The organism is Paenarthrobacter sp. NPDC091711 (genome assembly GCF_044756605.1).
Classification (GTDB): domain Bacteria; phylum Actinomycetota; class Actinomycetes; order Actinomycetales; family Micrococcaceae; genus Arthrobacter.
Genome location: NZ_JBIVTF010000002.1, coordinates 240,245 through 262,864, shown reverse-complemented (window position 1 = coordinate 262,864; position 22,620 = coordinate 240,245). Strand labels below are relative to the sequence as shown.

Here is a 22,620-nt window from a genome sequence, read left to right as displayed (position 1 = left end):
TGCAAACGTTGGACATAAACCCGCTTCGTCCACGAACCGGGTCCACTATGCGGTCCCCGTATTCCCCGCGAAGTTACTGATGGGTAACATTGAGTCATGCATCTGCTTCTTCGCACCCTCATGTTGCTGTTCACGTCCTCCAAGCGCTCGCCCTTGGGCGTTTGGGAGGAATCGTCGCTGCCACTGCGGGTTCTGCCCACTGACATCGACATCGCAATGCACGTCAATAACGGCATGTATTTCTCGTTGATGGACCTCGGCCGGTTCGACCTCATGGTCCGCAGCGGCATCTGGGCACGGATGCGCAAGCGTGGCTGGAGCCCGGTGGCAGCGGGTGAAACCATTGCCTTCCGCAAGTCCCTGCAACTTTGGCAGCGCTACACCATTGAGACGCGCATCATCGGGCTGGACACCAAGGCCATCTACTTTGAACAGCGCATGGTGGTGGACGGTGAGATTTACGCCCGGGCGCACATCGCCACCCGCTTGGTCAGCAAGGGCAAGCCCGTCACGCAGGAAGAAATCATTGCTGAGTTCGGAGCGCCACCGGCTGACCTCGAATTGCCCGAGTGGATCCACGAGTGGCGCGAAAACAACGCCCTTCCCGGAGCCAGGCGTCCGGCACCGCACGTCTGGCGCTAAGACATCTGGAGCTAGACCCCTACGTCCCGGCGCTGCAGCGCTACGGCTCCGAGCACGATCAGCGCTGCAGAGATTCCATATAGACCCGCGGTAGCTCCCCAGTCCGCGCCGTTGGCTACCGGGGAATTGCCGTACGCCCAGTGGTATGGCGAAAGGTTCAGCAACCACTCGACGTCGGGGCTTTGCCGTCCTACTGCGTTGAACACGTACCCGAGCACGGCCACTGCGGCACCAGCTGCGATCCCGTAGATCTTCCGGCCGCTCAGCGCACCGGCGAAGAGGGCTGCAGTCCCGCTCAGCAAGGCCAGTGCGGCAAACAGCAGCACCGCCCCGGCGAGATGCCCGACGTCGATGCCAAGTTGCGAGGGCCCGTTCAGTCCCAGCACCAGCAGGAAAACGAGGACCGAAAGCAACGCAACACGAACCACCATCGCCAGGGTGCGTTCCAGGACTACCTGCACGCGGGTGACGCTGTGGGCGAGCGTCAGTTCGAGCAAGCCGGACTCCTCGTCGCCGCCCACCGCCGCGGCACCCCAGCTGATCGAGGCCATGGACATCAGCAGGAATCCGATCAGTCCGAACATGGTGGCCTGGGTGTAGCCGGGTCCCGAGGCGATTTGATCGTAGTTCAGGGCCTTTGTCATTTCGGGAGGAAGGGCATTGATCAGGTCCTGCATCTGCGCGCTGCCACCGATCGAGGGATAGAGCGGCAGATACAGCATGCAGGCCGCCGACAAGCCCACTGCCCACGCCAGCGTTGAACGCCACGAGTCGCTCATGGCCTTGGTGAACAGGGGGAGGATCCTAGGCACGGTGTGCTCCTTCCACGTGCCGGCCAGGTAAGTGACCGTTTCCCGAAGACTGGTCCGGCCCTGTGGGCTGGCTCGGCCCCGGAGGCTGGCCCGGCAGATCCGACGGGACGGCGTACAGCTTCAGTATGGCTTCCTCCAGGTCCGGTTCTTCGAGGACCAGATCCGTCAGGTTCAACCTGGCCAGTTCCTGGACCAAGGGCTGAACCTGGCCGGAGAGCGTCGCCGTGGCCTCGACTGTTGGGGCAGCGTGGCCGTCGGCCTTGAGTTCCCGGACAGCGACGTTGGCGACGCCGGGTACGCGAGCCAGCAGCGCGCCGACGTCGTGCGCTTCCGTCCCGGTGCTGTTGAAGCGCAGCTGCCGGACCGCTGCCGTCCTGAGCTCCTCCACGGTGGAAACGGTGACGATTTCGCCGTCACGGAGGATGGCCACGGCGTCGGCGGCCTGCTGTACTTCACTGAGGACGTGCGAACTGAGGAACACCGTTGCGCCATCATCCACTGCCTCGCGAACCATCGCGTGGAACACCTGCTGAACCAGCGGATCCAGGCCACTGGTTGGTTCGTCCAGCACCAGGAGTTCGGGCTTATGCATGAAAGCCTGCAGCAGTCCGAGCTTCTGCTTGTTGCCTTTGGAGAGTTTCCGGGTCTGGCGATCGAGATCCAGGTTCAGCCGTTCGGCGAGTTGGTTGACATGCTGGGGGTCCACCGGCCCGCTGATCGCCGCGAAGTGCTCCAGCATGCGGCGCCCCGTGGTCCTGTTCTCCAGGTGGAGCTCGCCGGGAAGGTAGCCGATCCTGCGGCGCAGCGCTGTTCCGGCCGAACGGGGATCCTGTCCCAGCACGGAAATGGACCCCGCGCTGGGCCGAATAATATCCAGCAGGCAGCGCATGGTGGTGGTCTTGCCCGCTCCGTTCGGTCCGATGACGCCGAACACTGTTCCTGGTTCCACCGCGAAGTCGAGTCCGTGCAGGACCTCCCGGGATCCGAACTTCTTTCGCAAACCCTCCACCACAATCGCGTGGGTCACGGGGCATGCTCCCTTCCTGTGCTGGTGCTGGTGTTGTTATTGATGGCTTGGCGGGCCGCGTCCAGGAACCGCGCATCGGTGTAGAAGCCGTGCGTGTAAATCTCCAGGGCGGGCAGGGTTAGTTGCCGGAGGAGTTCGGGGCCGATGCCGTGGGACTCCGGGCCTACGGCCCCCAGCGTCCGTGAGAGGTGCCGGCCCAGCATGAGGATGGAGAGGCTGTTGGAGGCGATCACGACGGCGGTGGAGCGGACGTCGTCGAACTTCCGTATGGTTCCGGCCTCCATCCCGGCGTGGATGATGTCCTGGGTTTGCTTGACAACGGCGTCGAAGAAGGCGTCGCCGGCCGCGGACTCATCGCTGAGGGTGCGTCGGATGTACGTGATTTCGTCGGCGTACTGGTCCGGGTGGTTCATGTAGTCCTGGATGAGCTGCCGTGTGGATACCGGATCGGCTTTTTCGCGACCCTGTGTTGCTGTTTGCGCGAGGACATGGTGATCGCAGGCATCGCGCAGCCCGGCTTTGCTTCCGAAGTGATGGATGACCAGGCCTGGACTGACGCCGGCGGCAGAGGCAACGTCCCTGACGGTGGCGCGGGCGAATCCATCGCGGCCGAAGAGCCTGATGGCGGCGTCGCGGATGCGGGCCCGGGTGGTTAGATCCTCTGCGCTTGAACGCATGTTCCATAGACTAAACACTTGTTCAATCAGTAACAAGGGGTTTAGGCGACCCACGGAAAACTTTGGCATGGGCGTTTATTCCCGGTGACGCAGACAGCGAACAGGGAGCCCCTCCGCGGGACTTCGCGGGCGGGGTCGCGTACCGTGGAAGCATGGCTACAGTTGACATCACTGGAGAACAGTTCGCATCGACCATCGAGGACAATGACATTGTCCTGGTGGATTTTTGGGCATCCTGGTGTGCCCCGTGCCGTCAGTTTGCCCCCACATACGGGGCAGCGTCAGAGAAGCACGCTGACGTGGTGTTCGCGAAGGTAGACACCGAGGCTGAGCAGCAGCTCGCCGCCGAGGCCGGGATCACGTCCATCCCCACGCTCATGGCCTTCCGCGAAAAGGTCCTCGTCTTCTCGCAGCCGGGCGCCCTCAACGGTCCGCAGCTTGAGCAGGTCATTGAAGCCGTGAAGGGCCTGGATATGGAAGAAGTCCACGCACACGTCGCCAAGGCACGTGCCGAGGCTCAGGAAAGCTAAGTCCAATCGGCGGCTTCGGTCATCGAAGCCGCCGGAAAGCAGCGAGGTCGCCGGAAAATTCCGGCGACCTCGATGTGTTTAAGGCGTACTCGCAGTCTTCCCGCGGTTTCGCTGAGTAACGGTGGCTAGAGGCGCTCGAGCTTGACGGGCTCGGCCAGGAGTGCGCTGAGGGACTCGTTCAGGTCCTGGACGGCGATGCCCTTGGAGTGCTTCTCCAGGAGCTCCTCGGATTCCCAACGCTCGGTCAGGACGAGCTTTTCCTCGGTAGCTTCGGTCAGTTCGTAACGGATGCAGCCGGGCTCGTTGACCACCTCGTCGATCGCGATTTCCAGGGCGAGTTTCACACGGAAAAATTCGCCGTCGTTGGGGATGAACGTGGCCTGCAGGTCAATGGGTGCACTCATGGTTCCAACACTACCGGCAGGACACGGCCGCGCTGGAGGTGGTTACGGTTCTGTTGCGGGCAGTCCCTTGGTAGCGTTCCGTCATGTTGTCCTACACCGCCGGAGACACTGACGTCCCGCTGCTCGAAGAGACCATTGGTGCCAATTTTGAGCGCGTCGCCGCGCGGTTCCCCTTGCGGGATGCGCTGATCGAGGCCGCTGCCGCACCAGGCGGTGATGCCCGCCGGTGGAGCTACCAAAAGCTGAACGACGACGTCGATCACCTCGCCCGCGCGTTGCTCGCCATGGGAGTGATCAAAGGCGAAAGGATAGGCATTTGGAGCCCCAATTGCGCCGAGTGGACCATCCTTCAGTACGCCACGGCCAAGATCGGTGCGGTGCTGGTGAACGTGAACCCGGCCTACCGGAGTCACGAGCTGGAGTTCGTGGTGAAACAGAACGGTATGCGGATGCTGGTAACCGCGCCTTCGGATAAGAACAGCGACTACGTTGGCATGGCCAGGAATGCCGCCCGCAACTGTTCCGATCTCCGGGAGATCGTCTTCCTTCCGGGAGCGCCGGAGCTGGGGCTCAGCACGGGTGTCCCGGAAGCCAACCACGAACTCACGTACGGCGAACTCCTCACCCGGGCGGACGGCGTCGGGCCTTCAGCGTTACGGGACCGTATGGCGGAACTGGACCCGCACGATCCCATAAACCTGCAGTACACCTCCGGGACCACAGGTTTCCCGAAGGGTGCCACCCTGACGCATCACAACATCCTCAATAACGGGCACTCGATCGGCCGGCTCCTGAACTACACCGAGCACGACCGGGTGGTGATTCCCGTGCCGTTCTATCACTGCTTCGGCATGGTGATCGGAAACCTGAATGCGCTGAGCTTCGGTGCGGCCACCATCATTCCGGGCCGTGGGTTCAGCGCCTCGGCGGCGTTGGAAGCGGTGCAGGATTTTGGCGGGACGTCCCTGTACGGGGTGCCCACCATGTTCATTGCCGAGCTCGCGCTGGAGGACTTCACCTCCTATGACCTCTCCACACTCAGGACAGGGGTGATGGCGGGCTCCTTGTGTCCCATCGAAGTGATGCGCCGGGTGATTGATGAGATGCACATGGTTGACGTGGCCATTTGCTACGGCATGACAGAAACTTCGCCCGTGTCCACCATGACCCGGGCCGGCGACACCTTGGAACAGCGAACCGGCACGGTGGGCAGGACAATGCCGCACTTGGAGAGCCGCATCATTGATCCGGTTTCGGGGGAAGTAGTGGAGCGTGGTGTGATCGGCGAACTCTGCACCCGGGGTTACTCGGTGATGCAGGGCTACTGGGGCCAGCCGGACAAAACCGCTGAGGCAGTAGACGCTGAGGGGTGGATGCACACCGGTGACCTTACCCGCATGGAGGCGGACGGGTACCTGGTGATCGAGGGCCGGATCAAAGACATGGTGATCCGTGGCGGCGAGAACATCTACCCCCGTGAGATCGAAGAATTCCTGTACCTTCACCCATCCATCCAGGACGTGCAGGTCATTGGGGTTCCGGACGAAAAGTACGGCGAAGAGCTGATGGCCTGCATCATCCTCAAGGCGGGCTCACCTTCCCTGACCGCCGAGGATCTGGCTGACTACTGCAGGGCCAAGCTGGCCCACTACAAGATTCCGCGCTACGTCGATATCCGCGAGCAGTTCCCCATGACGGTCTCGGGCAAGGTGCGGAAGGTGGACATGCGCCAGGACGCGGTGACCCGGCTGCACCTGGGGAACGAGGCCGGGTAATTAGTTGGTATTCCGGCTGATGGTCCGGATTCCCACTACAAGCCCGACGGCGGCCGTCACCACAGCGGCCACAAGGCCCCACAGGGTGTCCATGCCGATTCGCCCGGCAAACAACTCGCGTTCAGCATTCACCAGGTAAGTCAGGGGATTGAACAGGCTGGCCACCTTCATCCACCCAGGCCCGGCTTCAATGGGCAACATGATGCCGGACAGGATCATCAGCGGGAACAACAGGGTTTGCTGCACGCCCCAGAAGATCCATTCCTTGTTCTGCGAGACCAAGGCAAGTGCATAGGACAAAGCACCCAACCCGATGCCGAAGATCCCCAGAATGACCAACCCCAACACCACGTGGAGCGGATGGAAAACGAAACCAAAGGGGATGCAGACCACGGAGATCAACAAGCCCTGCACCACCAAGGGTGCCCACTCTTTCAGGGCCCGGCCAATCATGAGCGAAGACCGGGAAAGCGGAGTGGCCAGGATCCGTTCATAGGACCCGGTCATGAGTTCATACTGCAGGTTTGAGCCGGTCATGGACGTGCCGAACAGCGCGATCATCACCACCACTCCAGGAAGGAACCACTGCAGGGTGGATTGGCCTCCGAAAGCCGGGGCGCCCACGGCCGAGCCCAGCAGTGGCCCGAACAACCCCAGGAACACCAATGGTTGGATGAGGGAGAAAATCAGCGAGAACGGATCCCGCAGGGGGAGCAACATTTCACGCCAGAACACGAACCACGTGTCAGTGACTATGCTGCGCGGTCCACGCTTTTGGACGTCCACACCCGGGGCGACGGCTTGCTCAATCATCAGACTTCAGCTCCTTCCCGCAGGCTGCGGCCGGTCAATTCCAGGAAAACGTCGTCCAGGGTGGGCGGCTTCAACTCGAGCGACTGTGCGGGAGCTCCGGCGTCGTGCATTTCCTTCAACAAACCCGGTGCCAGTTGGGCACCCTGGGCCAGCCGAAGGCGGAAGCGGACCACGCCGTCGTACGCGTTTTCCTCCATGTCGCCTTCCGCGGCCGCCCTGCCCAGCAGCCCCCGCACCTCGGATGCAGAACCGGCAGCAACTTCTACGGCGAGAAGGTCCCCGGCGAGGTTCGCTTTGAGCCGTGAAGCGGTGTCGTCCGCGATGATGGTCCCGTGGTCGATTACGATCACGCGCTCGGACATGGAATCGGCCTCATCCATGTAGTGGGTAGTCAGCACAATGGTGGTCCCATGTTCCTCGCGCATCCGCATGATGTGCTCCCAAAGGTTGGCGCGGTTCTGGGGATCCATGCCGGTGGACGGTTCATCCAGGAACAGCAAGCCAGGGGAGTGCATCAACCCGAGGGCCACGTCCATGCGGCGGCGTTGTCCGCCGGACAGCTTGATCACCGTGCGTTTGGCGAGGTCGCTGAGGTCCAGGGATGCCATGAGTGTCTCGGCCCGGGCTGTCGCATCCGTGGTGTTCATGCCGTAGAACCGGCCCTGCATGATGAGCTCGTCAATCACGCGGTAGCTATGGCCGCCGCCGTTTCCCTGGCCTATGTAGCCGATCCTGGCCCGGACTCCCGCCGGGTCCTTGGCGACATCAACTCCTGCGACCCTGGCCGAGCCTGATGTGGGTTTCAATAATGTGGTGAGCATCCGCAGGGTGGTGGACTTGCCCGCGCCGTTCGGGCCGAGGAAAGCAACGAGCTCGCCCGGGGCGATGTGGATGTCCACGCCCTTCACGGCCTCGACGGTTTCCTTCTTCACAGTGAAGGTCTTGGTGAGCTTATCGGTGTGGATCACGGTCACTCCAGGAATGTCAGGTGATGGCTCCTGTGCGTCACGCTATACCCGTGGATCAGGGCAGTCCATGGCCCTGCGGACAGTTCCCGTCCGCAATGAAAACTCAGTGGCGGCGGTGATCCTGGACGGTCATTCGGGGACCGAAAGTGGGCTTGCGGAAGCCACTCAGGTAAAGCATCCGGACCAGCCGCTGCCTCTGACCACGCCACGGCTCCAGCAGCTCGATCATGCCCGCGTCGTCGGTCTTTTGACCCGTCAGGGCGTATCCCACGTAAGCGGCCAAATGGTAATCGCCCACGGAGATTGAGTCCGGGCAGCCGTGGGTGCGTTGGACCACTTCGGCAGCAGTCCAGATTCCGATGCCCGGTATGGTCTGCAGTTTGGCACCGGCCTGGGCGGAGTCCAAGTCCGCCAGCCGTTCAAGCGCGACGGCGGACTGCAGCGCCCGCATCACAGTGGCTGAACGTTGTGGTCCAACCCCGGCTTTGTGCCACTCCCAGGACGGGACGGCCAACCACTGCCTGGCGGTGGGAGGGACCAAGAGACCCGCGGGGGCCTTGCCCGGCGCCGGCGTCCCATGCCGATACATCAAGTACCGGTAGCCTCGCCTCGCCTCCAGAGTGGTGACCTTTTGCTCCAAAATGGTGGGAACAAGGGAGTCAACCACCCGCCCTGTGGAAGGCAGCCGCAAAGCCAGGTTCCGGCGTCGTGATTCTGTGACCAGCCGCGGGAGGGTGGAATGGAATCCGGGCTCATCGAAAGCCGACCAGTCGTCGTGGGCGCCCAAAAGCCTGGGCACAGCAGCCACCGCGTCTTCTGCTCCCGGTCCCCAAGCCTGGGCATCCACGAAGGACCCGTCCCCCAAGCCACCTCCTGAAAGGCGGAGCGACACCGGACCGGAAGGGGTAGTGAAGGCCATCCAAAAACCGCTGGAATGCGCCGCGAAGGAAGGATCCGCAGCGCCTCGCATGAGCGGAAACATGGTCTGATCCAAACGGAACGAAGCCCCGGGATGCCACCGGATGGCTGCATCAGCCGCGGCCGCAACAAGGGGCGGGGCTTCTGCGATGGTCATGTTTTTATGGTCCCACGTGCGGCTGACAATCTGCAGCCGGAACCCCTTACGGCAGCAACCACCCGCCGCTAGACTCCCTGATGTGGCGTGGGTGGTCCGCGCCGCATCCAAGGAACAACTTCCAGGAACAAGGAGCGCGAACCATGGCCGGCGTAGTGCATTTCGAGATTCCCACGGACAACAAGGACAGGGCCAACACTTTCTACCAGAGTGCCTTCGGCTGGAGCCTTATCCCCATGGAGGGCATGGAGTACACGGCGGCCATCACCGCGCCCTCCAATGAAGAGACAGGTGCCCCCACCGAGCCAGGTGCCATCAACGGAGCCCTGTTTCCGCGCACGGACGATCTGAAGACTCCCATCCTCACCATTGATGTTGACGATCTTGACGCCGCCCTGGCACAGATCGAGTCCGCCGGCGGAAGCGTGGTCCAAGCCAAGGATGCCGTACCGGCCATGGGGTGGTTCGCCTACTTCAAGGACACCGAGGGCAACATTTTGGGTGTCTGGCAAAACGACACCTCTGCCGGCACCTAGCCCCTCGCTGCCTCGCGTCAGGTTCAGTAGCGACCAGACGGTAACTTTGTATCTATGAAGTATGCCCAGTCCGTGTTGGACCTCATCGGCAATACGCCGCTCATCAAGCTCAACCACGTCACGGAGGGCATCAAAGCCACCGTCCTCGTGAAGCTCGAATACATCAATCCCGGCGGATCCATCAAGGACCGGATCGCCGTGAAGATGATCGAAGACGCGGAAAAGGATGGTCGGCTCAAGCCGGGCGGAACCATCGTTGAGCCGACGTCGGGCAACACCGGAGTTGGACTGGCGCTCGTAGCCCAGCAAAAGGGCTACAAGTGCATCTTCGTAGTGCCGGACAAAGTGGGAGAGGATAAGCGCGCCGTGCTGAAGGCATACGGCGCCGAAGTTGTTGTGACGCCCACCTCCGTCGCACCCGACAGCCCTCAGAGCTACTACGGCGTCTCCGACCGCCTGGTCAAGGAGATCCCGGGCGCCTTCAAACCGGATCAGTTCTCCAACCCCGCCGCACCCGGCAGCCACTTCGAGTCCACGGGCCCGGAAATCTGGCAGGACACGGACGGCCGGGTCACCCATGTGGTCATCGGTGCTGGTACCGGTGGCACCATCACCGGTACGGGCCGCTACCTCAAGCAGGCCTCGGCTGACCGCGCAGAGTCCGACGGCGGCCAGGTCAAGGTCATCGGCGCGGACCCGGAAGGTTCGGTCTACTCAGGCGGAACCGGCCGGCCCTATTTCGTCGAAGGGGTGGGCGAGGACATGTGGCCCGGCAACTACGATCCCACCGTTCCTGATGACGTGATCGCTGTGTCTGATGCCGACTCCTTCTCCATGACCCGCCGCCTCGCCCGTGAGGAAGGCCTCCTGGTGGGCGGTTCCTCCGGCATGGCCGTGGTGGCGGCGCTGCAGGCTGCCAAGGATTTGGACGAGTCAGCCGTTGTGGTGGTGATCCTCCCGGACTCCGGGCGCGGCTACCTTGCCAAGATCTTCAACGACCAATGGATGCGTTCCTACGGCTTCCTCTCCGGCGGTGAAGAGTCCTCCGTGGGTGAGGTCCTCAAATCCAAGACGGGCGAGATGCCGGATTTGGTCCACATCCACCCCAACGAAACAGTCCGCGATGTCATCAACATCATGAACGAGTTTGGCGTCTCCCACATCCCGGTGCTCTCCCAGGAGCCACCCGTGGTGATGGGTGAGGTGATGGGCGCTGTGGACGAGCGCAGCCTCACCAGCAAACTCTTCCGCGGTGAAGCGAAGCTGGCGGACAAGGTCTCCGAACACATGGGTGAACGGCTCCCGGTGATCGGATCCCTGGAATCCATTTCCGCCGCGCGTGAGCTGCTGTCCGACGTCGATACCGTCATGGTGACCTTCGCCGGAGCGCCCGTGGGCATCCTGACGCGCCACGACCTCCTGGCGTACTTGAGCAGCTGAGCGCCCGGCGCTCACTCCGCAATTTCTGAACCTATCTATCAGTTGAACGAACCTATCCGTTGAACGAACCTAGAGGAGCTTCCATGTCTGCCACCAACAACGCCGGGTTCAACACGCGCGCCGTCCACGCCGGACAGGCTTTCGAACCGGTGACCGGCGCTGTGGTGCCCCCGCTGCACTTCAGCACCACGTACGCCCAGGACGGCATCGGCAACCTTCGCTCGGGATACGAATACGGCCGGGGAGGCAACCCCACCCGTGACGCGCTCCAGGAGCAGCTCGCTGCCCTTGAAGGTGGCACGGCTGCATTCTCCTTCGGCTCGGGCCTGGCAGCTGAGGATTCGCTGATCCGGGCGCTTGCCCGGCCGGGGGACCACATTGTGCTGGGCAACGACGCATATGGTGGCACCTATCGCCTGATCAATCGCGTGCTGGGGGACTGGGGCATCGGCAACACCCCGGTGGACATGTCTGATCTCGACGCCGTAACCGCTGCGGTTGCTGCGAACAAGACGCGCCTGGTGTGGGTGGAGACGCCGTCCAACCCGATGATGAAAATCACGGACATTGAGGCTCTCGCCTCCGTGGCGCACGACGCCGGTGCCCTCCTGGTGGTGGACAACACCTTCGCGTCTCCCTACTTGCAGACCCCGCTCGCCTTGGGCGCCGATGTTGTGGTCCACTCCACCACCAAGTACATCGGCGGACACTCCGATGTGGTGGGCGGCGCCATTGTGGTTAAGGACGCCGAACTTGCCGAGAAGATCGGTTTCATCCAGTTCGCGGTGGGCGCGGTGTCCGGCCCGATGGATGCCTTCCTGACTACCCGCGGTCTGAAGACGCTGGGTGTTCGCATGGACCGCCACAGTGAGAACGGCCAAGCTGTGGCCGAATGGTTGCTGCAGCGCCCCGAAGTGGAAGCCGTGCTCTACCCGGGCCTCCCTGATCACCCTGGGCACCAGCTTGCTGCCAAGCAGATGAAGAAGTTCGGCGGCATGGTCTCCGTGCAGTTCAAGGGCGGCGAAGCGGCCGCCCGCACGGTTGCCGAATCCACCTCGGTGTTCACGTTGGCCGAATCCCTGGGTGGCATTGAATCCTTGATGAACTATCCGTCAGAGATGACTCACGCTTCCGTGAAGGGTACTGAGCTGGCCGTCCCGGTCAACCTCCTTCGCCTCTCTTGCGGCATTGAAGAAGCTGAGGACCTGATCGCAGACCTTGAACAGGCCTTCGCCAAGATCAGCTAGTCCGTCGCGGCTCGTCCTTCGAATCCGGCTCTTGTTCGCACTCCTCACCGTTCTGCGGCGAGGGCGACGAACAAGAGCCGGATCTTTTTCGCCCGCGCAACACCTAGCTTTCTTTAGAGAAGTCAGCTAGTTTTGTGCGCATGCCTCTTCGTTCCGACTGGTCTGCCCGCACGTGCAGCCTTGCCCGCGGCCTTGATGTCCTTGGCGACCCCTGGGGGAGCCTGGTCCTTCGCGAGATCTTCTTCGGCAACGGCCGATTCGACGCCATCAAGCAACGCCTCGAAGTAGCCGATGCCGTCCTCAGCAAACGCCTCGGATGGCTCCTCGACGCCGGGCTACTCGCTCAACGTCCCTACCAGGACGGTGCCCGCACGCGCCAGGAATACGTACTCACCCCCAAAGGAGAGGACGCACTCCCCGTCCTCAACGCCATCATCATCTGGGCCGAGAAACACCTGGACGCCCCCAACGAGGTGTCCCATATGAAGGTCATCCACACCGACTGCGGGCAAGCCACCATGTCCGCGGATACCTGCACCAACTGCGGCGCCCGGCTCACCGCCGCCAACACCAGCTGGCACAGTTTCAAACGCAGCGACCATCCCCTCCCACTCGCCGTTGCGCCCCCTGAAACACGCACCACAGCTTCCCCTGAAATGGAGATCCCCGCATGACCGCTCCCGACGTCACGGGGACCCCGCCCGAAAAAACAGGGTCCCTGGCCGGATCCCGCACGGGCAAAACCCCTTCCGGTAAGAACCGGCGCCTCCACCCTGCCTGGATTGTGGCAGCAGTTGCCTTCCTGGCCCTGGTAGGAGCCGCAGGATTCCGTGCGGCACCGGGCGTGCTGATGGTGCCTCTGCAGGAGGAGTTCGGCTGGTCCACCACGGTGCTGTCCCTGGCCGTGAGTATCAACCTGGTCCTGTTCGGGCTGACGGCCCCGTTCGCGGCGGCCCTGATGGAGCGCTTCGGCATCCGCAAGGTCACCTCGCTGGCACTCTGCCTGATCGGACTCGGCTCAGCACTGACTGTCTTCGTCAACCAGTCCTGGCAGATCCTGCTCACTTGGGGGCTGCTGATCGGCCTGGGCACAGGTTCCATGGCACTGGTCTTCGCCGCGACCATCGCCAACACGTGGTTCGCCAAGAGCCGTGGCCTGGTGATCGGCATCCTCACCGCAGGCAGCGCCGCCGGACAACTGGTATTCCTGCCCTTCATCGCAGCACTTGCCCAGAACCCTGGCTGGCGGGGTGCTTCCTTGCTCATCGCTGCGGGTGCGCTCGCCGTGGTCCCGCTGGTGCTGCGCTGGCTGCGGAACTCTCCTGCCGACGTCGGGGTGTTGCCGTACGGTGCCGCGGAAGCTGCCGCCGAGAAACCTGAGACTACAGCCTCCGACGCCGGAACGACCGCTGCGACGCCAGGCAAGCCCGCCGCTGCGGTTGCTGTGCCGGGGGCAGGGGATTCCCCCAACGCCGCGATTCGTGCCCTGCAAGTCCTCAAGCGCGCGAGTAAAGTCCGCACATTCTGGGCCTTGGCAGCCGGCTTCGCGATTTGCGGGGCCACCACCAACGGACTGATCGGCACGCACTTCATTCCGTCTGCACACGATCACGGCATGCCTGAAACCACAGCGGCGGGTTTGCTGGCCGTCGTCGGGATCTTCGACATCGTGGGGACCATCGCGTCCGGTTGGCTGACGGACCGGTTCAACCCCAAGGTGCTGTTGGCTGTTTATTACCAGTTCCGGGGGATCGGACTGTTGGTGCTGCCGCTGTTGCTGGGCTCGTCGGTGGAGCCGAGCATGATCATTTTCGTAGTGGTCTACGGGCTCGATTGGGTAGCCACTGTGCCTCCCACTGCAGCAATTTGCCGCTCGGTATTCGGTGCCGACGGGTCTGTGGTGTTCGGCTGGGTCTTCGCTGCCCACCAATTGGGTGCTGCCGTGGCCGCACTCCTGGCCGGGTTCATTCGCGATGCCACCGGGCACTACAACTACGCCTGGCTGGGTGCAGCCGCCATGTGCACCGTGGCCGCGGTCATCAGCGCCACCATCCGCAAGGACGCCGTGAAAAAGGAACCCGTGGCGGTCACCTGATACGGGGTTCTCCAGGCCCCACAACGCAGGGGGTTGTGTTGTGGGGCCCGCTCTGCGTGGTATTCCTGTGTTGAATCGCGCAAAACGGGCCCCACAAGCAAGGGGGGTGTGTTGTGGGGCCCGCTCTGCGCGCTTCGGGAGCCAGGAAGGGCGCAGAGCAGGCCCCACAACGGGGGAATCTAGCCCGCTTCAGTGATCCGGAACGTCAACGTCCTCGCTTCCGGCCGCAGCGCATAGTCCGGCCACACGTCCGGTCCGCAGGCCCTGGACCCGAGCCCGTGCTGGGCGGCATCGAGGTACAAGTAGCTGCCCGTGCTTGCCGGCAGCTCGTGCGGGTGTGCCGCGGCGGAGACCTCCTGCGCCGTGTGCCGGGAAAGCGTGAAACCGGGCAGGCGGCCACGGGAATCAGGGATAGCCCTGAACCCCAGCCACGGCGCTCCGGAGTTCTGCAGGTCCAGCGTCCGGACAGCACTCCGGTGTCCCGTTTCCTGCGGTTTGGCGTAGTTCACCGAAAGATCGTCGATGCCTGCGGAGTAGCGGCCCACAAGCGTCGCGTGCATGCTGTCCGGGTAGGACTCGCGGGGACCGGCGCCGAACCAGGAGGCGCCGTCCACGGATTCCGGGAGGTCGAAACGGACACCCACGCGCGGCCAGATGATGTTCCATCCGGCGCTGGGAACAATGTCCAGACGGAGCCACAGCTCGCCGTCTGACAGTTGCCAGTTCTCCTCCACAGAGACCCAATGCGCGGCATCGGCGGCGGCGTAGCGGGTTTGAACCAGAACGCCTGAATCGCTGGCAGTTACCCTCTCCACCCGGCCCGTGATCCGGTTCAGGCCAGCATCGCGCCACACCACTTCCATTGAGGGTGCGGCAACGCCGTCGCCGTTGTTGAGCCAAGGGTCGGCGAGGTCGTAACTGCCACGGCCGGCTCCGGCGTCGTTATCCGTGGGTGCACGCCACAACTCCAGGCGTGGCCCGGACACCGGCAACCCGGCGAGCGAGACGAGCCTGCCTTCCTCAAAGAGCGCCGGGCCCAAGGATACTGTCCCGGCAATGTCCCCGCGCGCCCGTCCGGCCGATGCCAGCGGGCGCGGTGCGCTCAGATGAGGGCGGGCTTCGGTCAGTTCCAGCTGCGCCGCGGAGACCACATGCCCGGCATCGGCCCAGGACGTGTCCTTGCTTAGGACTGCCTCCACCGTGAGCCAATGCTCGCCGGATGCCACGGGCGCGAACTCCGGGAACCCGATCAGCGCCGAATGCCCCGCGGGGAGCGACTCGCCGGAGGCAGTGACGACGTCGAGCTCCCCGGACGCACCCAGGACGCCATCCACCTCCGTGCGCCAACGGAGCACGACGTCCGAGGCATCAGCCGTGTGCCGCAGGTTGGCGACGGAGACGAAGCGGCGCGTGCCGCCGTCGTGGGTTTCCGTGGTGAAGCCCAAGCGCAGGGGAGCGACAATCTGTTTGTACTCAAAGAGCCCGGGGCTGGGCGTGGAATCGGAGAGGACCATGCCGTCCATCACGAAGTTGCCGTCGTGGACTACTTCGCCAAAGTCGCCGCCGTAGGCGAAAAACTCAGTGCCAGCGTCCGTGGTGGTACGGATTCCGTGATCACGCCATTCCCAGACGAATCCGCCATGCAGCCGCGGGTAGCGGTCCACCAGGTCCTCGTACTGGTCGATGGCACCGGGACCATTGCCCATGGCGTGGACGTACTCGCAGAGAATAAACGGTTTGGTGCGCTGCCGTGCGGATTCCGCCGCGGAGCAACCCAACAGCTGCATGCCGGAGTCGTCGCGGCCGATCGCCTCGGTTTCCGGCACGGAAGAATACATGCGCGAGTAGACGTCCGTGTACGCGCCGGTGTAGTCGCCCTCGTAGTGGACGGGACGGCTGGCGTCGCGGGCATGCGTCCAGGCGGACATGGCTGCGAGGTTGGCGCCGGTACCGGACTCGTTGCCGAGGGACCACATGACGATTGAGGGGTGGTTCTTGTCGCGCTCCACCGTGCGTTCCATCCGGTCCACGTAGGCTTCGCGCCAGGCGGGATCATTGCTGGGGTTGCCTACCCAGCCGTGCCGCTCAAAGCCGTGTGTTTCAAGATCGCACTCGAGGATCACCCAGAAACCCATTTCGTCCGCGATATCCAGCAGACGAGGATGCGGCGGGTAGTGGCTGGTGCGGATGGCGTTGACGTTGTACTGCTTCATCAGTGCGAGGTCCGCACGGGCAAAGTCTTCATCGAACACCCGGCCGCGGTCCGGATGCGTCTCATGACGATTCACCCCGTGGAACACCACGCGCTTTCCGTTCACCAGGAACTGATCACCCTTGATTTCCACCGTCCGGAAACCCAGGCGCAGCGAAATGGTCTCGCCTCCGCTTTGAACCGTTGCGTTGTAGAGGCGCGGAACCTCTGCGGACCAAGGTTCGACGCCGGTGATCGCCACCGGGGCGACGTCGGCAGGGGAGTGCCAGACGACGTCGACGTCCAGTTCCGGAACTGCCAGCCGAACTGGGTAGGCGGCGTTGTCTGCGGTGATTTCAGGGTCAATGATGCCTGAACCGTCGGTGTAGGACGTCCGCAACCAGACGTCGTCGATGCCCTTTTTCGGGCGGGCCTGCAGGGTGACATCGCGGAAGATGCCGGGCATCCACCACTGGTCCTGATCCTCCACGTAGCTCGAAGCGGACCATTGATGGACCCGCACAGCCAACACGTTATGTCCTGGGCGCGCTGCCTCGGTGACGTCGAATTCCTGGGCCAGGCGGCTGCCGGTCCCCACACCGATTTCGCTGCCGTTAAGCCATACCTTGTAGCGGGACTCTACGCCGTCGAACCTCAGCACGAGGCGTTGGGCGTCATTGAACTCCGTGGGCAGATCAAAGCTTCGGCGGTAATCGCCGGTGGGGTTCTCATCCGGGACATGGGGTGCATCAGTAGGGAAGGGGAACTGGACGTTGGTGTAAATGGGGCGCCCGTAACGGCCTTCGCCCTCCAAAACCCAGTGAGCCGGAACCGGGATCTGGTCCCAACCGGAGTCGTCCAGGGTTTCCCCGCCCACACCTTCGATTGCCTCACCCGGGGGAAGAACACCGCGCCCGCCGGGTGTGCCCGGAGCCCCTGGGAGAAGGCGGAAACGCCACTGCCCGTTCAAGGACAGGGTTGGTGCGTCGGTGTGCAACCATGAGCGGGCCGGGAGTCTCCTGCCGGTGCCCGGACCTGTGTCAGTGATGTAGCTGGCGTCGAATGACGTGGTCATTACTTAACGGCTCCTTCTGTCAGCCCACCGCGCCAGAAGCGCTGCAGGACAACCATGGCGATGCTGAGCGGAATGATGGAAAGCAGCACCCCGCCCGTGGTCAGTTCATAGAATTCGGGCAAACGGTCAACTTGGCTCAGCCAGTTGTTCAGGCCGAGGGTGATGGGGTAAAGCTCGGAATCGGACAGCATGACCAGCGGCAGGAAGTAGTTGTTCCAAATACCCACCAGCTGGAACAGGAACACGGTGACCAAAGCGGGCGTGAGTACCTTCAGGCCAATGGTGTGGAAGATGCGGAGCTCGCCGGCGCCGTCGATCCTGGCGGCCTCTATCAGCGAGGTGTCCACCGTGGCCTGCGCGTAGATGCGGCAGAGGAACAGTCCGAAAGGGGATACCAGCGATGGCAGCAGGACACTCCAGTACGTGTTGGCCAGGCCCATCTGGCTGAACAGCAGGAAGAGGGGCAATGCGGTGGCTGTGCCAGGAACCAGGACGCCGCCCAGAATGGTGCCGAACACTAGGTTGCGTCCGCGGAACTCGTACTTGGCCAAGGCATAGCCACCGGCTGCGGCAAAGTATGTAGCCAGAAGTGCGCCGACGCCGGCATAGATTGCTGAGTTCAGGAACCAGCGGCCAAAAATGCCGTTGTCGTAAGTGAGCACGCGGCCGATGTTCTCCCATAAAGAGAACGTGGGGGCGAACCAGAAACCGTTGGTGGAGAAGAGGTCCTCTGTGGACTTCGTGGAGGCCACAAACACCCAATAGACGGGAATCAGGAAGTACAGGGCCACCACCACCAACAGTGCGGTGACAATGATGGTGGATGACCGGCGTCGTCCGGCGGAACGGTCAGGGCCCGCCGAAGCTTTGCTGCGGACCGGTGAGGTGGTTGGCTTCGTTGCGGTGGCGGTCATGAGGACTTCCTGTTCGTCAGGGCGAGGAAGGCGAAGGAAAGGGCAAACGCGGCCACGGCAATGATGACCGATTGGGCTGCAGCGACGTTGTAGTCGTTGTAGGCGAACGCTGTTGTGTAGGCGCTGAGGTTCGGTGTGTACTGGCTGTCGATCGCCGGGGCCACGGTCTTCAAGACCTGGGCTTCAGCGAAGAGCTGCAGGGTTCCGATGATGGAGAACACCGTGGTGAGCATGAGGGCCGGACGGATCAGGGGCAGCTGGATGCTGCGGGCCACGCGCCACGTGGAGGCGCCGTCAACCTTCGCGGCCTCGTAGAGTTCCACCGGGATGGCTTTGAGCTGCGCCACGATGATCAGCATGTTGTAGCCCGTGTAGCTCCACGTGACGATGTTGGCGATGGACCACAGAACGCTGTTCGCGCCCAGGAAATCCGGGGTGAGGCCAACGATCTTGGCGGCATCAAACAGCGGGCTGAGTCCGGGCACGTAGAGGAAGGACCACAGAATGGTGGCAATGACGCCAGGGACGCCGTAAGGGAGGAAATACGCGGCACGGAAGAAGCCCGGCCACTTTGCCGAGGCTGATTCGAGCATGAGGGCCAACGCCGTGCACAGCACGATCATCACGGGCACCTGGACAACCCCGAACAGGAGCATCCGGCCAATGGAAGCGACGAAGCTGCCGTCTGCCAGGGCTTGGGCATAATTGCTGAAACCGGCGAACTCACTGGTCACCCCGGCCTCACCGAAGAGTCCGCTGCGGGTCACCTTGGTGAAGCTGGACATGATGGCCACAACAATGGGCAGCAGGAAAGTGAGCACGAAGAGCCCCAGGAAAGGTGCCAGCAGAAGCCAGGGCGCGCGTGAAGCAGCGCCGGCCCGCTTGCCGGTACGGCTTGGTCCCGTGGGGCGCTGCACTGTGGGTGCGGTGCGGGTGGTGGTCATGCCGTTTCCCTTCGAATGCTGAGGCCCTTGTTCTTGAAAACGGTGATGATCTGCTGTTCGGAAGCCGCGATGGAATCAACCAACGAGGTACCGAATGCTTTCTTACGGAAGCCGTCGCTGAGGATATTGAAGGACTGTTGGGTCACCGGCCACCAGGACCAGTCCGGGTTCTGCTGTTGGGTGGCGGGGACAAAAACTTCCTCGTTGTAGCGTTGGCCACCGAAGAACGCCGAGGGTTGCTGCCGATCCGTGCCGATGAAGTCCGGGTTGGGTGACCAGCCGATGCCGCTGTTCTTGATCTCGGCGTCGATTCCCTCTTTGGATGTGGTCAGCCACACCGCGAACTCGAGTGCTTCCTTGGGGTGTTTGCTGTTGGCCAGGACTGCAGCCGTGGAGCCACCCAGGTAGCTCGATCCAAACCCTGTACCGCCCCACGTAGGCATCGGGGCGACGCGCCACTTACCCTCGGAGTCGCTGACACCCTGCACCAAGGCATCACCCCAGCTGCCGGTAATGGTCGAGGCAATGCCACCCTTGCCGGCTGCCGCAAACCAGCCCGGGGAGAAGGCGCCGTACGCGGTGGTGACGAGGTCGTCGTCGATCGCTTTGTCGAAGAAGCGCGCGGTGTTGAGCGTGGCGTCATCTGTCATGTTGATGACCCAGCCATCCTCTTCCGGGCGCAACCACTGCGCGCCGGCCTGCCCTGCGAAAGAGGCAAACGGAGAGGCATCACTGATGGGGAAGCAGTCAAGGTAGCTGTCCACGGAGCGAAGTTCGGCGGCCAAGGCAGCCCACTCGTCCCAGGTTTTCGGAGTGCTGCCGCCCACCTTGTCCAGGATGGCCGGCTGGTAGAACATGCCCATGGGGCCGGCGTCCTGGGGGATGCCGTAGACGCCGCCGGTGTAACTGACTTGCTTCCAAAGCGTGGGATCGTACAAGTGGGCGTAGTCGTTGGCGCCGTAGCGGGTCAGATCCACCAAGCCGTTCACCAGCATGAACTCCGGGATGGACCGAAGCTCCACCTGGGCCAGGTCCGGCCCGCCTCCCGCTGCCAGTGCCGAGTACAGCTTCTGGTATCCGCCCGCATTGCCGCCCGGGATCCACACCACGTCCACCTGGATATTCGGGTTGGCTGCATTCCAGACGTCAGCGACATTCTGGAAATCCTTGAGCCAGGCCCAATAGCTCAGCCGCACGGGCTCCCTTGCCGCGGGGATGGTTGGTGCAGCGTTGACGGATTGTGTTCCTGGAGTAGCGCACCCGGTCAGCAGGCCCATGGCTGCCGTGCCCAGTCCTGCGCCCAGGAGTTGTCTTCGCGTGAATCGGGTCATGAGCCTTCACCTCTTCGTGTCAGGTTGACGATGCCTCGCGCCTGGATTTTGGGTCCCGCGGTGGCAAGTGTGACCACGGTAACAGAAAATTCGAGTGACTACTCGAATTTCACAATTGAGGTCCAACCCGCATGTACACTGGCTAGCCATGACCACAAAGGACGTGGGCCGCGCAGCGAGGCGGGGTCCGTACGCGAAATCCGAAGAACGGCGCCGGACCATCCTTGACGCCGCCCATGAGGTGTTTGCTGCGCACGGCTACCGCGGTGGATCACTCCAGGGCGTTGCCGACCGGGTGGGTCTCAGCCAGACCAGCCTGCTGCACTATTTCCCGTCCAAACGCGATCTCCTGATGGCCGTCCTTGAGCGGCGCGACGAAATTACCGGCGATGCCTTTCCGGACGACATGGAAGAAGGCCTGGTTGATTCCGTCATTCGGACGGCGCTCTTCAACGAAAACATTCCGGGCGTGGTTGAGCTGTACACCGTTCTGTGCGCGGAGTCCGTCACGGATTCGCACCCCGGAAGGGACTATTTCACCGAGCGCTTTGAACGGCTGCGCAAAAGCTACGCTCGTCGTTTTGCCGAGCTGGCAGCCGAGGGCAGGTTGCGTCCCGGCCTTGATCCTGATGAGGCCGCCATGTCCCTGGTTGCACTGTGGGACGGGCTTCAAACGCAATGGCTGCTGGCCCCCGACGAAGTGGACGTGGTGAAGGGCCTGCGTGGCTACTTCAATCTGGTGGTCCTCCCCGAACCCTCACCCAACTGAGTAGCAGATCAGGTCGTTCCCAGCGCTCAGAACGACCTGAACTGCTACTTAGTTAGGCTAGCCGCGGAAGGCCCCGATCCCCGTGATGTGTTGACCCAGGATCAGGGTGTGGACCTCGTCTGTGCCCTCGTACGTCCGCACGGATTCCAGGTTGTTGGCATGGCGCAGCGGAGAATAATCCAAGGTGACGCCGTTGCCTCCCAGGATGGTGCGGGCCTCGCGGGCGATCTTGATGGCTTCGCGGACATTGTTCAGCTTGCCCAGGGAAATCTGCTGTGGCTGCAACTGCCCGGCGTCCTTCAACCGGCCCAGGTGAAGGGCCAGCATGGTGCCCTTCTGGATCTCCACCAGCATGTTCACCAGCTTCTCCTGCGTCAGCTGATAACCGGCCAACGGACGGCCGAACTGTAGCCGGTTCCCGGCGTACTCCAGCGCAGCTTCGTAGGAGTCCCGGGCAGCTCCCATGGCACCCCATGCGATCCCGTAGCGCGCCTCATTCAGGCAGGAGAATGGTCCCCGGAGTCCCGAGACACCCGGGAGGATGGCATCAGGACCCAGCCTTACGCCGTCGAACCTTACATCGCACTGAATGGAGGCCCGCATGCTGAGCTTCGGCTCGATCGGCGTGGCGGTCACCCCCGATGTACCGGCGGGAACCAGGAACCCGCGGATACCGTCTTCAGTGTTCGCCCACACCACCATCACGTCCGCAATGGACGCGAGGCCGATCCAGCGTTTGGCGCCGTCCAGAACCCAGCCGTCGGCCGTTTGGCGTGCAAAAGTAGTCATGGATGACGGATCAGACCCTGCGGTCGGCTCTGTCAGGGCGAAACAGCCGATCAGCTCTCCTGCGGCCATTCTCGGCAGCCACTGCTCTTTCTGAGCCTCCGAACCCCATTTATGGATAGCCGTCATGGCAAGGGAGCCCTGAACCGAGACGAATGTGCGGATCCCCGAATCGCCGGCCTCCAGCTCCATTGCCGCAAGGCCATATTCGACGGCGGTCCGGCCGGGGCAGCCGTAACCCTCCAAATGCATGCCCAGGACGCCGAGCTCGCCCAACTCCGGCGCGATTTCTCTCGGGAAATGAGCGTCCTCGTACCAGCGTGCAATGTTGGGGCGGATCCGTTGCGCCGTGTAGTCGCGGACGCGGTCGCGGAGGGCCAGCTCGTCCGTGGTCAGCAGGGAACTGAGTGCCAGGACGTCGGAGGTGTTCGTCGTTGAATCGCTCATTCCAGCATCCTAGGCGCCCAACACTGCGTTCCTCCCCGGTTAGTTCCCCGCTTCAACGAAAGAAGGGCCGGAAACACCAGTGTCGCAAGGTGTTTCCGGCCCTTTCGGGAGACTAACTGGGG

The 22,620-nt window shown here is 63.0% G+C and carries 21 protein-coding genes; 9 read left to right on the top strand and 12 right to left on the bottom strand.

What is annotated here, in order from left to right; all coding sequences use genetic code 11:
* Positions 1-96 precede the first annotated feature (96 nt).
* Positions 97-642: an acyl-CoA thioesterase gene (locus ACIQH5_RS04545; protein ID WP_400400694.1), complete on the top strand. Its 546-nt coding sequence runs from the start codon at positions 97-99 to the stop codon at positions 640-642.
* Positions 643-653: 11 nt separating this feature from the next.
* Here the strand turns inward: ACIQH5_RS04545 and ACIQH5_RS04540 are convergent, their stop codons facing one another.
* The 3 genes from ACIQH5_RS04540 to ACIQH5_RS04530 are packed head-to-tail and all read right to left on the bottom strand — an operon-like array spanning position 654 to position 3,158.
* Positions 654-1,454 (bottom strand): ABC transporter permease subunit, encoded by an 801-nt coding sequence (locus ACIQH5_RS04540; protein WP_400400692.1) that lies wholly within the window; start codon positions 1,452-1,454, stop codon positions 654-656.
* A complete protein-coding gene (locus tag ACIQH5_RS04535; RefSeq protein ID WP_400400690.1) occupies positions 1,447-2,481 on the bottom strand; it encodes an ABC transporter ATP-binding protein in 1,035 nt (344 codons plus the stop codon). The genes ACIQH5_RS04540 and ACIQH5_RS04535 overlap by 8 nt, the downstream gene beginning before the upstream one ends.
* Positions 2,478-3,158: a TetR/AcrR family transcriptional regulator gene (locus tag ACIQH5_RS04530; RefSeq protein ID WP_400400688.1), complete on the bottom strand. Its 681-nt coding sequence runs from the start codon at positions 3,156-3,158 to the stop codon at positions 2,478-2,480. Before ACIQH5_RS04530 ends, ACIQH5_RS04535 begins: the two co-directional genes overlap by 4 nt.
* A gap of 152 nt (positions 3,159-3,310) precedes the next feature.
* On the opposite strand from ACIQH5_RS04530, the gene ACIQH5_RS04525 reads away from it, so the two are divergent.
* Entirely contained in the window at positions 3,311-3,688 is a 378-nt protein-coding gene (locus ACIQH5_RS04525) for a co-chaperone YbbN (RefSeq protein WP_062073321.1), read from the top strand.
* Positions 3,689-3,813: 125 nt separating this feature from the next.
* Here ACIQH5_RS04525 and ACIQH5_RS04520 read toward each other — a convergent pair whose 3' ends face one another.
* A complete protein-coding gene (locus ACIQH5_RS04520) occupies positions 3,814-4,092 on the bottom strand; it encodes a putative quinol monooxygenase (protein WP_062073318.1) in 279 nt (92 codons plus the stop codon).
* Between the two features lie 83 nt (positions 4,093-4,175).
* On the opposite strand from ACIQH5_RS04520, the gene ACIQH5_RS04515 reads away from it, so the two are divergent.
* Positions 4,176-5,867 (top strand): AMP-binding protein, encoded by a 1,692-nt coding sequence (locus tag ACIQH5_RS04515; RefSeq protein WP_400400686.1) that lies wholly within the window; start codon positions 4,176-4,178, stop codon positions 5,865-5,867.
* Here ACIQH5_RS04515 and ACIQH5_RS04510 read toward each other — a convergent pair whose 3' ends face one another.
* The 3 genes from ACIQH5_RS04510 to ACIQH5_RS04500 all read right to left on the bottom strand — a co-directional run bounded on the left by ACIQH5_RS04510 (position 5,868) and on the right by ACIQH5_RS04500 (position 8,723).
* On the bottom strand, positions 5,868-6,680 hold the full coding sequence (locus ACIQH5_RS04510; protein WP_400400684.1) for an ABC transporter permease: 813 nt from the start codon (positions 6,678-6,680) through the stop codon (positions 5,868-5,870).
* Positions 6,680-7,648, bottom strand: a complete 969-nt coding sequence (locus ACIQH5_RS04505; protein WP_400400682.1) for an ATP-binding cassette domain-containing protein — start codon at positions 7,646-7,648, stop codon at positions 6,680-6,682. The genes ACIQH5_RS04510 and ACIQH5_RS04505 overlap by 1 nt, the downstream gene beginning before the upstream one ends.
* A gap of 103 nt (positions 7,649-7,751) precedes the next feature.
* Positions 7,752-8,723: a DNA-3-methyladenine glycosylase family protein gene (locus ACIQH5_RS04500; protein WP_400400680.1), complete on the bottom strand. Its 972-nt coding sequence runs from the start codon at positions 8,721-8,723 to the stop codon at positions 7,752-7,754.
* A 143-nt stretch (positions 8,724-8,866) separates the two neighbouring features.
* Here ACIQH5_RS04500 and ACIQH5_RS04495 point away from each other — a divergent pair, with 143 nt between their 5' ends.
* The 5 genes from ACIQH5_RS04495 (at position 8,867) to ACIQH5_RS04475 (ending at position 14,041) form a co-directional block, all read left to right on the top strand.
* Positions 8,867-9,259: a VOC family protein gene (locus tag ACIQH5_RS04495; RefSeq protein WP_400400678.1), complete on the top strand. Its 393-nt coding sequence runs from the start codon at positions 8,867-8,869 to the stop codon at positions 9,257-9,259.
* Between the two features lie 54 nt (positions 9,260-9,313).
* Positions 9,314-10,699, top strand: coding sequence for a cystathionine beta-synthase (locus ACIQH5_RS04490; protein WP_400400676.1), 1,386 nt, complete (start codon positions 9,314-9,316; stop codon positions 10,697-10,699).
* 83 nt (positions 10,700-10,782) lie between these two features.
* Positions 10,783-11,946, top strand: coding sequence for a cystathionine gamma-synthase (locus ACIQH5_RS04485; protein WP_400400673.1), 1,164 nt, complete (start codon positions 10,783-10,785; stop codon positions 11,944-11,946).
* A 140-nt stretch (positions 11,947-12,086) separates the two neighbouring features.
* On the top strand, positions 12,087-12,620 hold the full coding sequence (locus ACIQH5_RS04480; RefSeq protein ID WP_400400671.1) for a winged helix-turn-helix transcriptional regulator: 534 nt from the start codon (positions 12,087-12,089) through the stop codon (positions 12,618-12,620).
* Positions 12,617-14,041 (top strand): MFS transporter, encoded by a 1,425-nt coding sequence (locus ACIQH5_RS04475; RefSeq protein ID WP_400400668.1) that lies wholly within the window; start codon positions 12,617-12,619, stop codon positions 14,039-14,041. Before ACIQH5_RS04480 ends, ACIQH5_RS04475 begins: the two co-directional genes overlap by 4 nt.
* 179 nt (positions 14,042-14,220) lie before the next feature.
* On the opposite strand, the gene ACIQH5_RS04470 is transcribed toward ACIQH5_RS04475, so the two are convergent.
* Genes ACIQH5_RS04470 through ACIQH5_RS04455 form a run of 4 tightly spaced genes read right to left on the bottom strand, consistent with a single transcriptional unit; the run spans position 14,221 to position 20,496 of the window.
* Complete coding sequence (locus ACIQH5_RS04470) at positions 14,221-17,307, bottom strand: glycoside hydrolase family 2 TIM barrel-domain containing protein (protein WP_400400665.1); 3,087 nt, start codon at positions 17,305-17,307, stop codon at positions 14,221-14,223.
* Entirely contained in the window at positions 17,307-18,221 is a 915-nt protein-coding gene (locus tag ACIQH5_RS04465; RefSeq protein ID WP_400400663.1) for a carbohydrate ABC transporter permease, read from the bottom strand. Before ACIQH5_RS04465 ends, ACIQH5_RS04470 begins: the two co-directional genes overlap by 1 nt.
* Positions 18,218-19,165, bottom strand: a complete 948-nt coding sequence (locus ACIQH5_RS04460; RefSeq protein ID WP_400400660.1) for a carbohydrate ABC transporter permease — start codon at positions 19,163-19,165, stop codon at positions 18,218-18,220. Before ACIQH5_RS04460 ends, ACIQH5_RS04465 begins: the two co-directional genes overlap by 4 nt.
* The gene (locus ACIQH5_RS04455) at positions 19,162-20,496 is read right to left on the bottom strand and encodes an ABC transporter substrate-binding protein (protein WP_400400657.1); all 1,335 of its coding nucleotides are present in this window, start codon (positions 20,494-20,496) and stop codon (positions 19,162-19,164) included. The genes ACIQH5_RS04460 and ACIQH5_RS04455 overlap by 4 nt, the downstream gene beginning before the upstream one ends.
* A 148-nt stretch (positions 20,497-20,644) precedes the next feature.
* Between ACIQH5_RS04455 and ACIQH5_RS04450 the strand changes: the two genes are divergently transcribed.
* Positions 20,645-21,265: a TetR/AcrR family transcriptional regulator gene (locus tag ACIQH5_RS04450; RefSeq protein WP_400400655.1), complete on the top strand. Its 621-nt coding sequence runs from the start codon at positions 20,645-20,647 to the stop codon at positions 21,263-21,265.
* Between the two features lie 57 nt (positions 21,266-21,322).
* Here ACIQH5_RS04450 and ACIQH5_RS04445 read toward each other — a convergent pair whose 3' ends face one another.
* Complete coding sequence (locus tag ACIQH5_RS04445; protein ID WP_400400652.1) at positions 21,323-22,498, bottom strand: acyl-CoA dehydrogenase family protein; 1,176 nt, start codon at positions 22,496-22,498, stop codon at positions 21,323-21,325.
* Positions 22,499-22,620 lie beyond the last annotated feature (122 nt).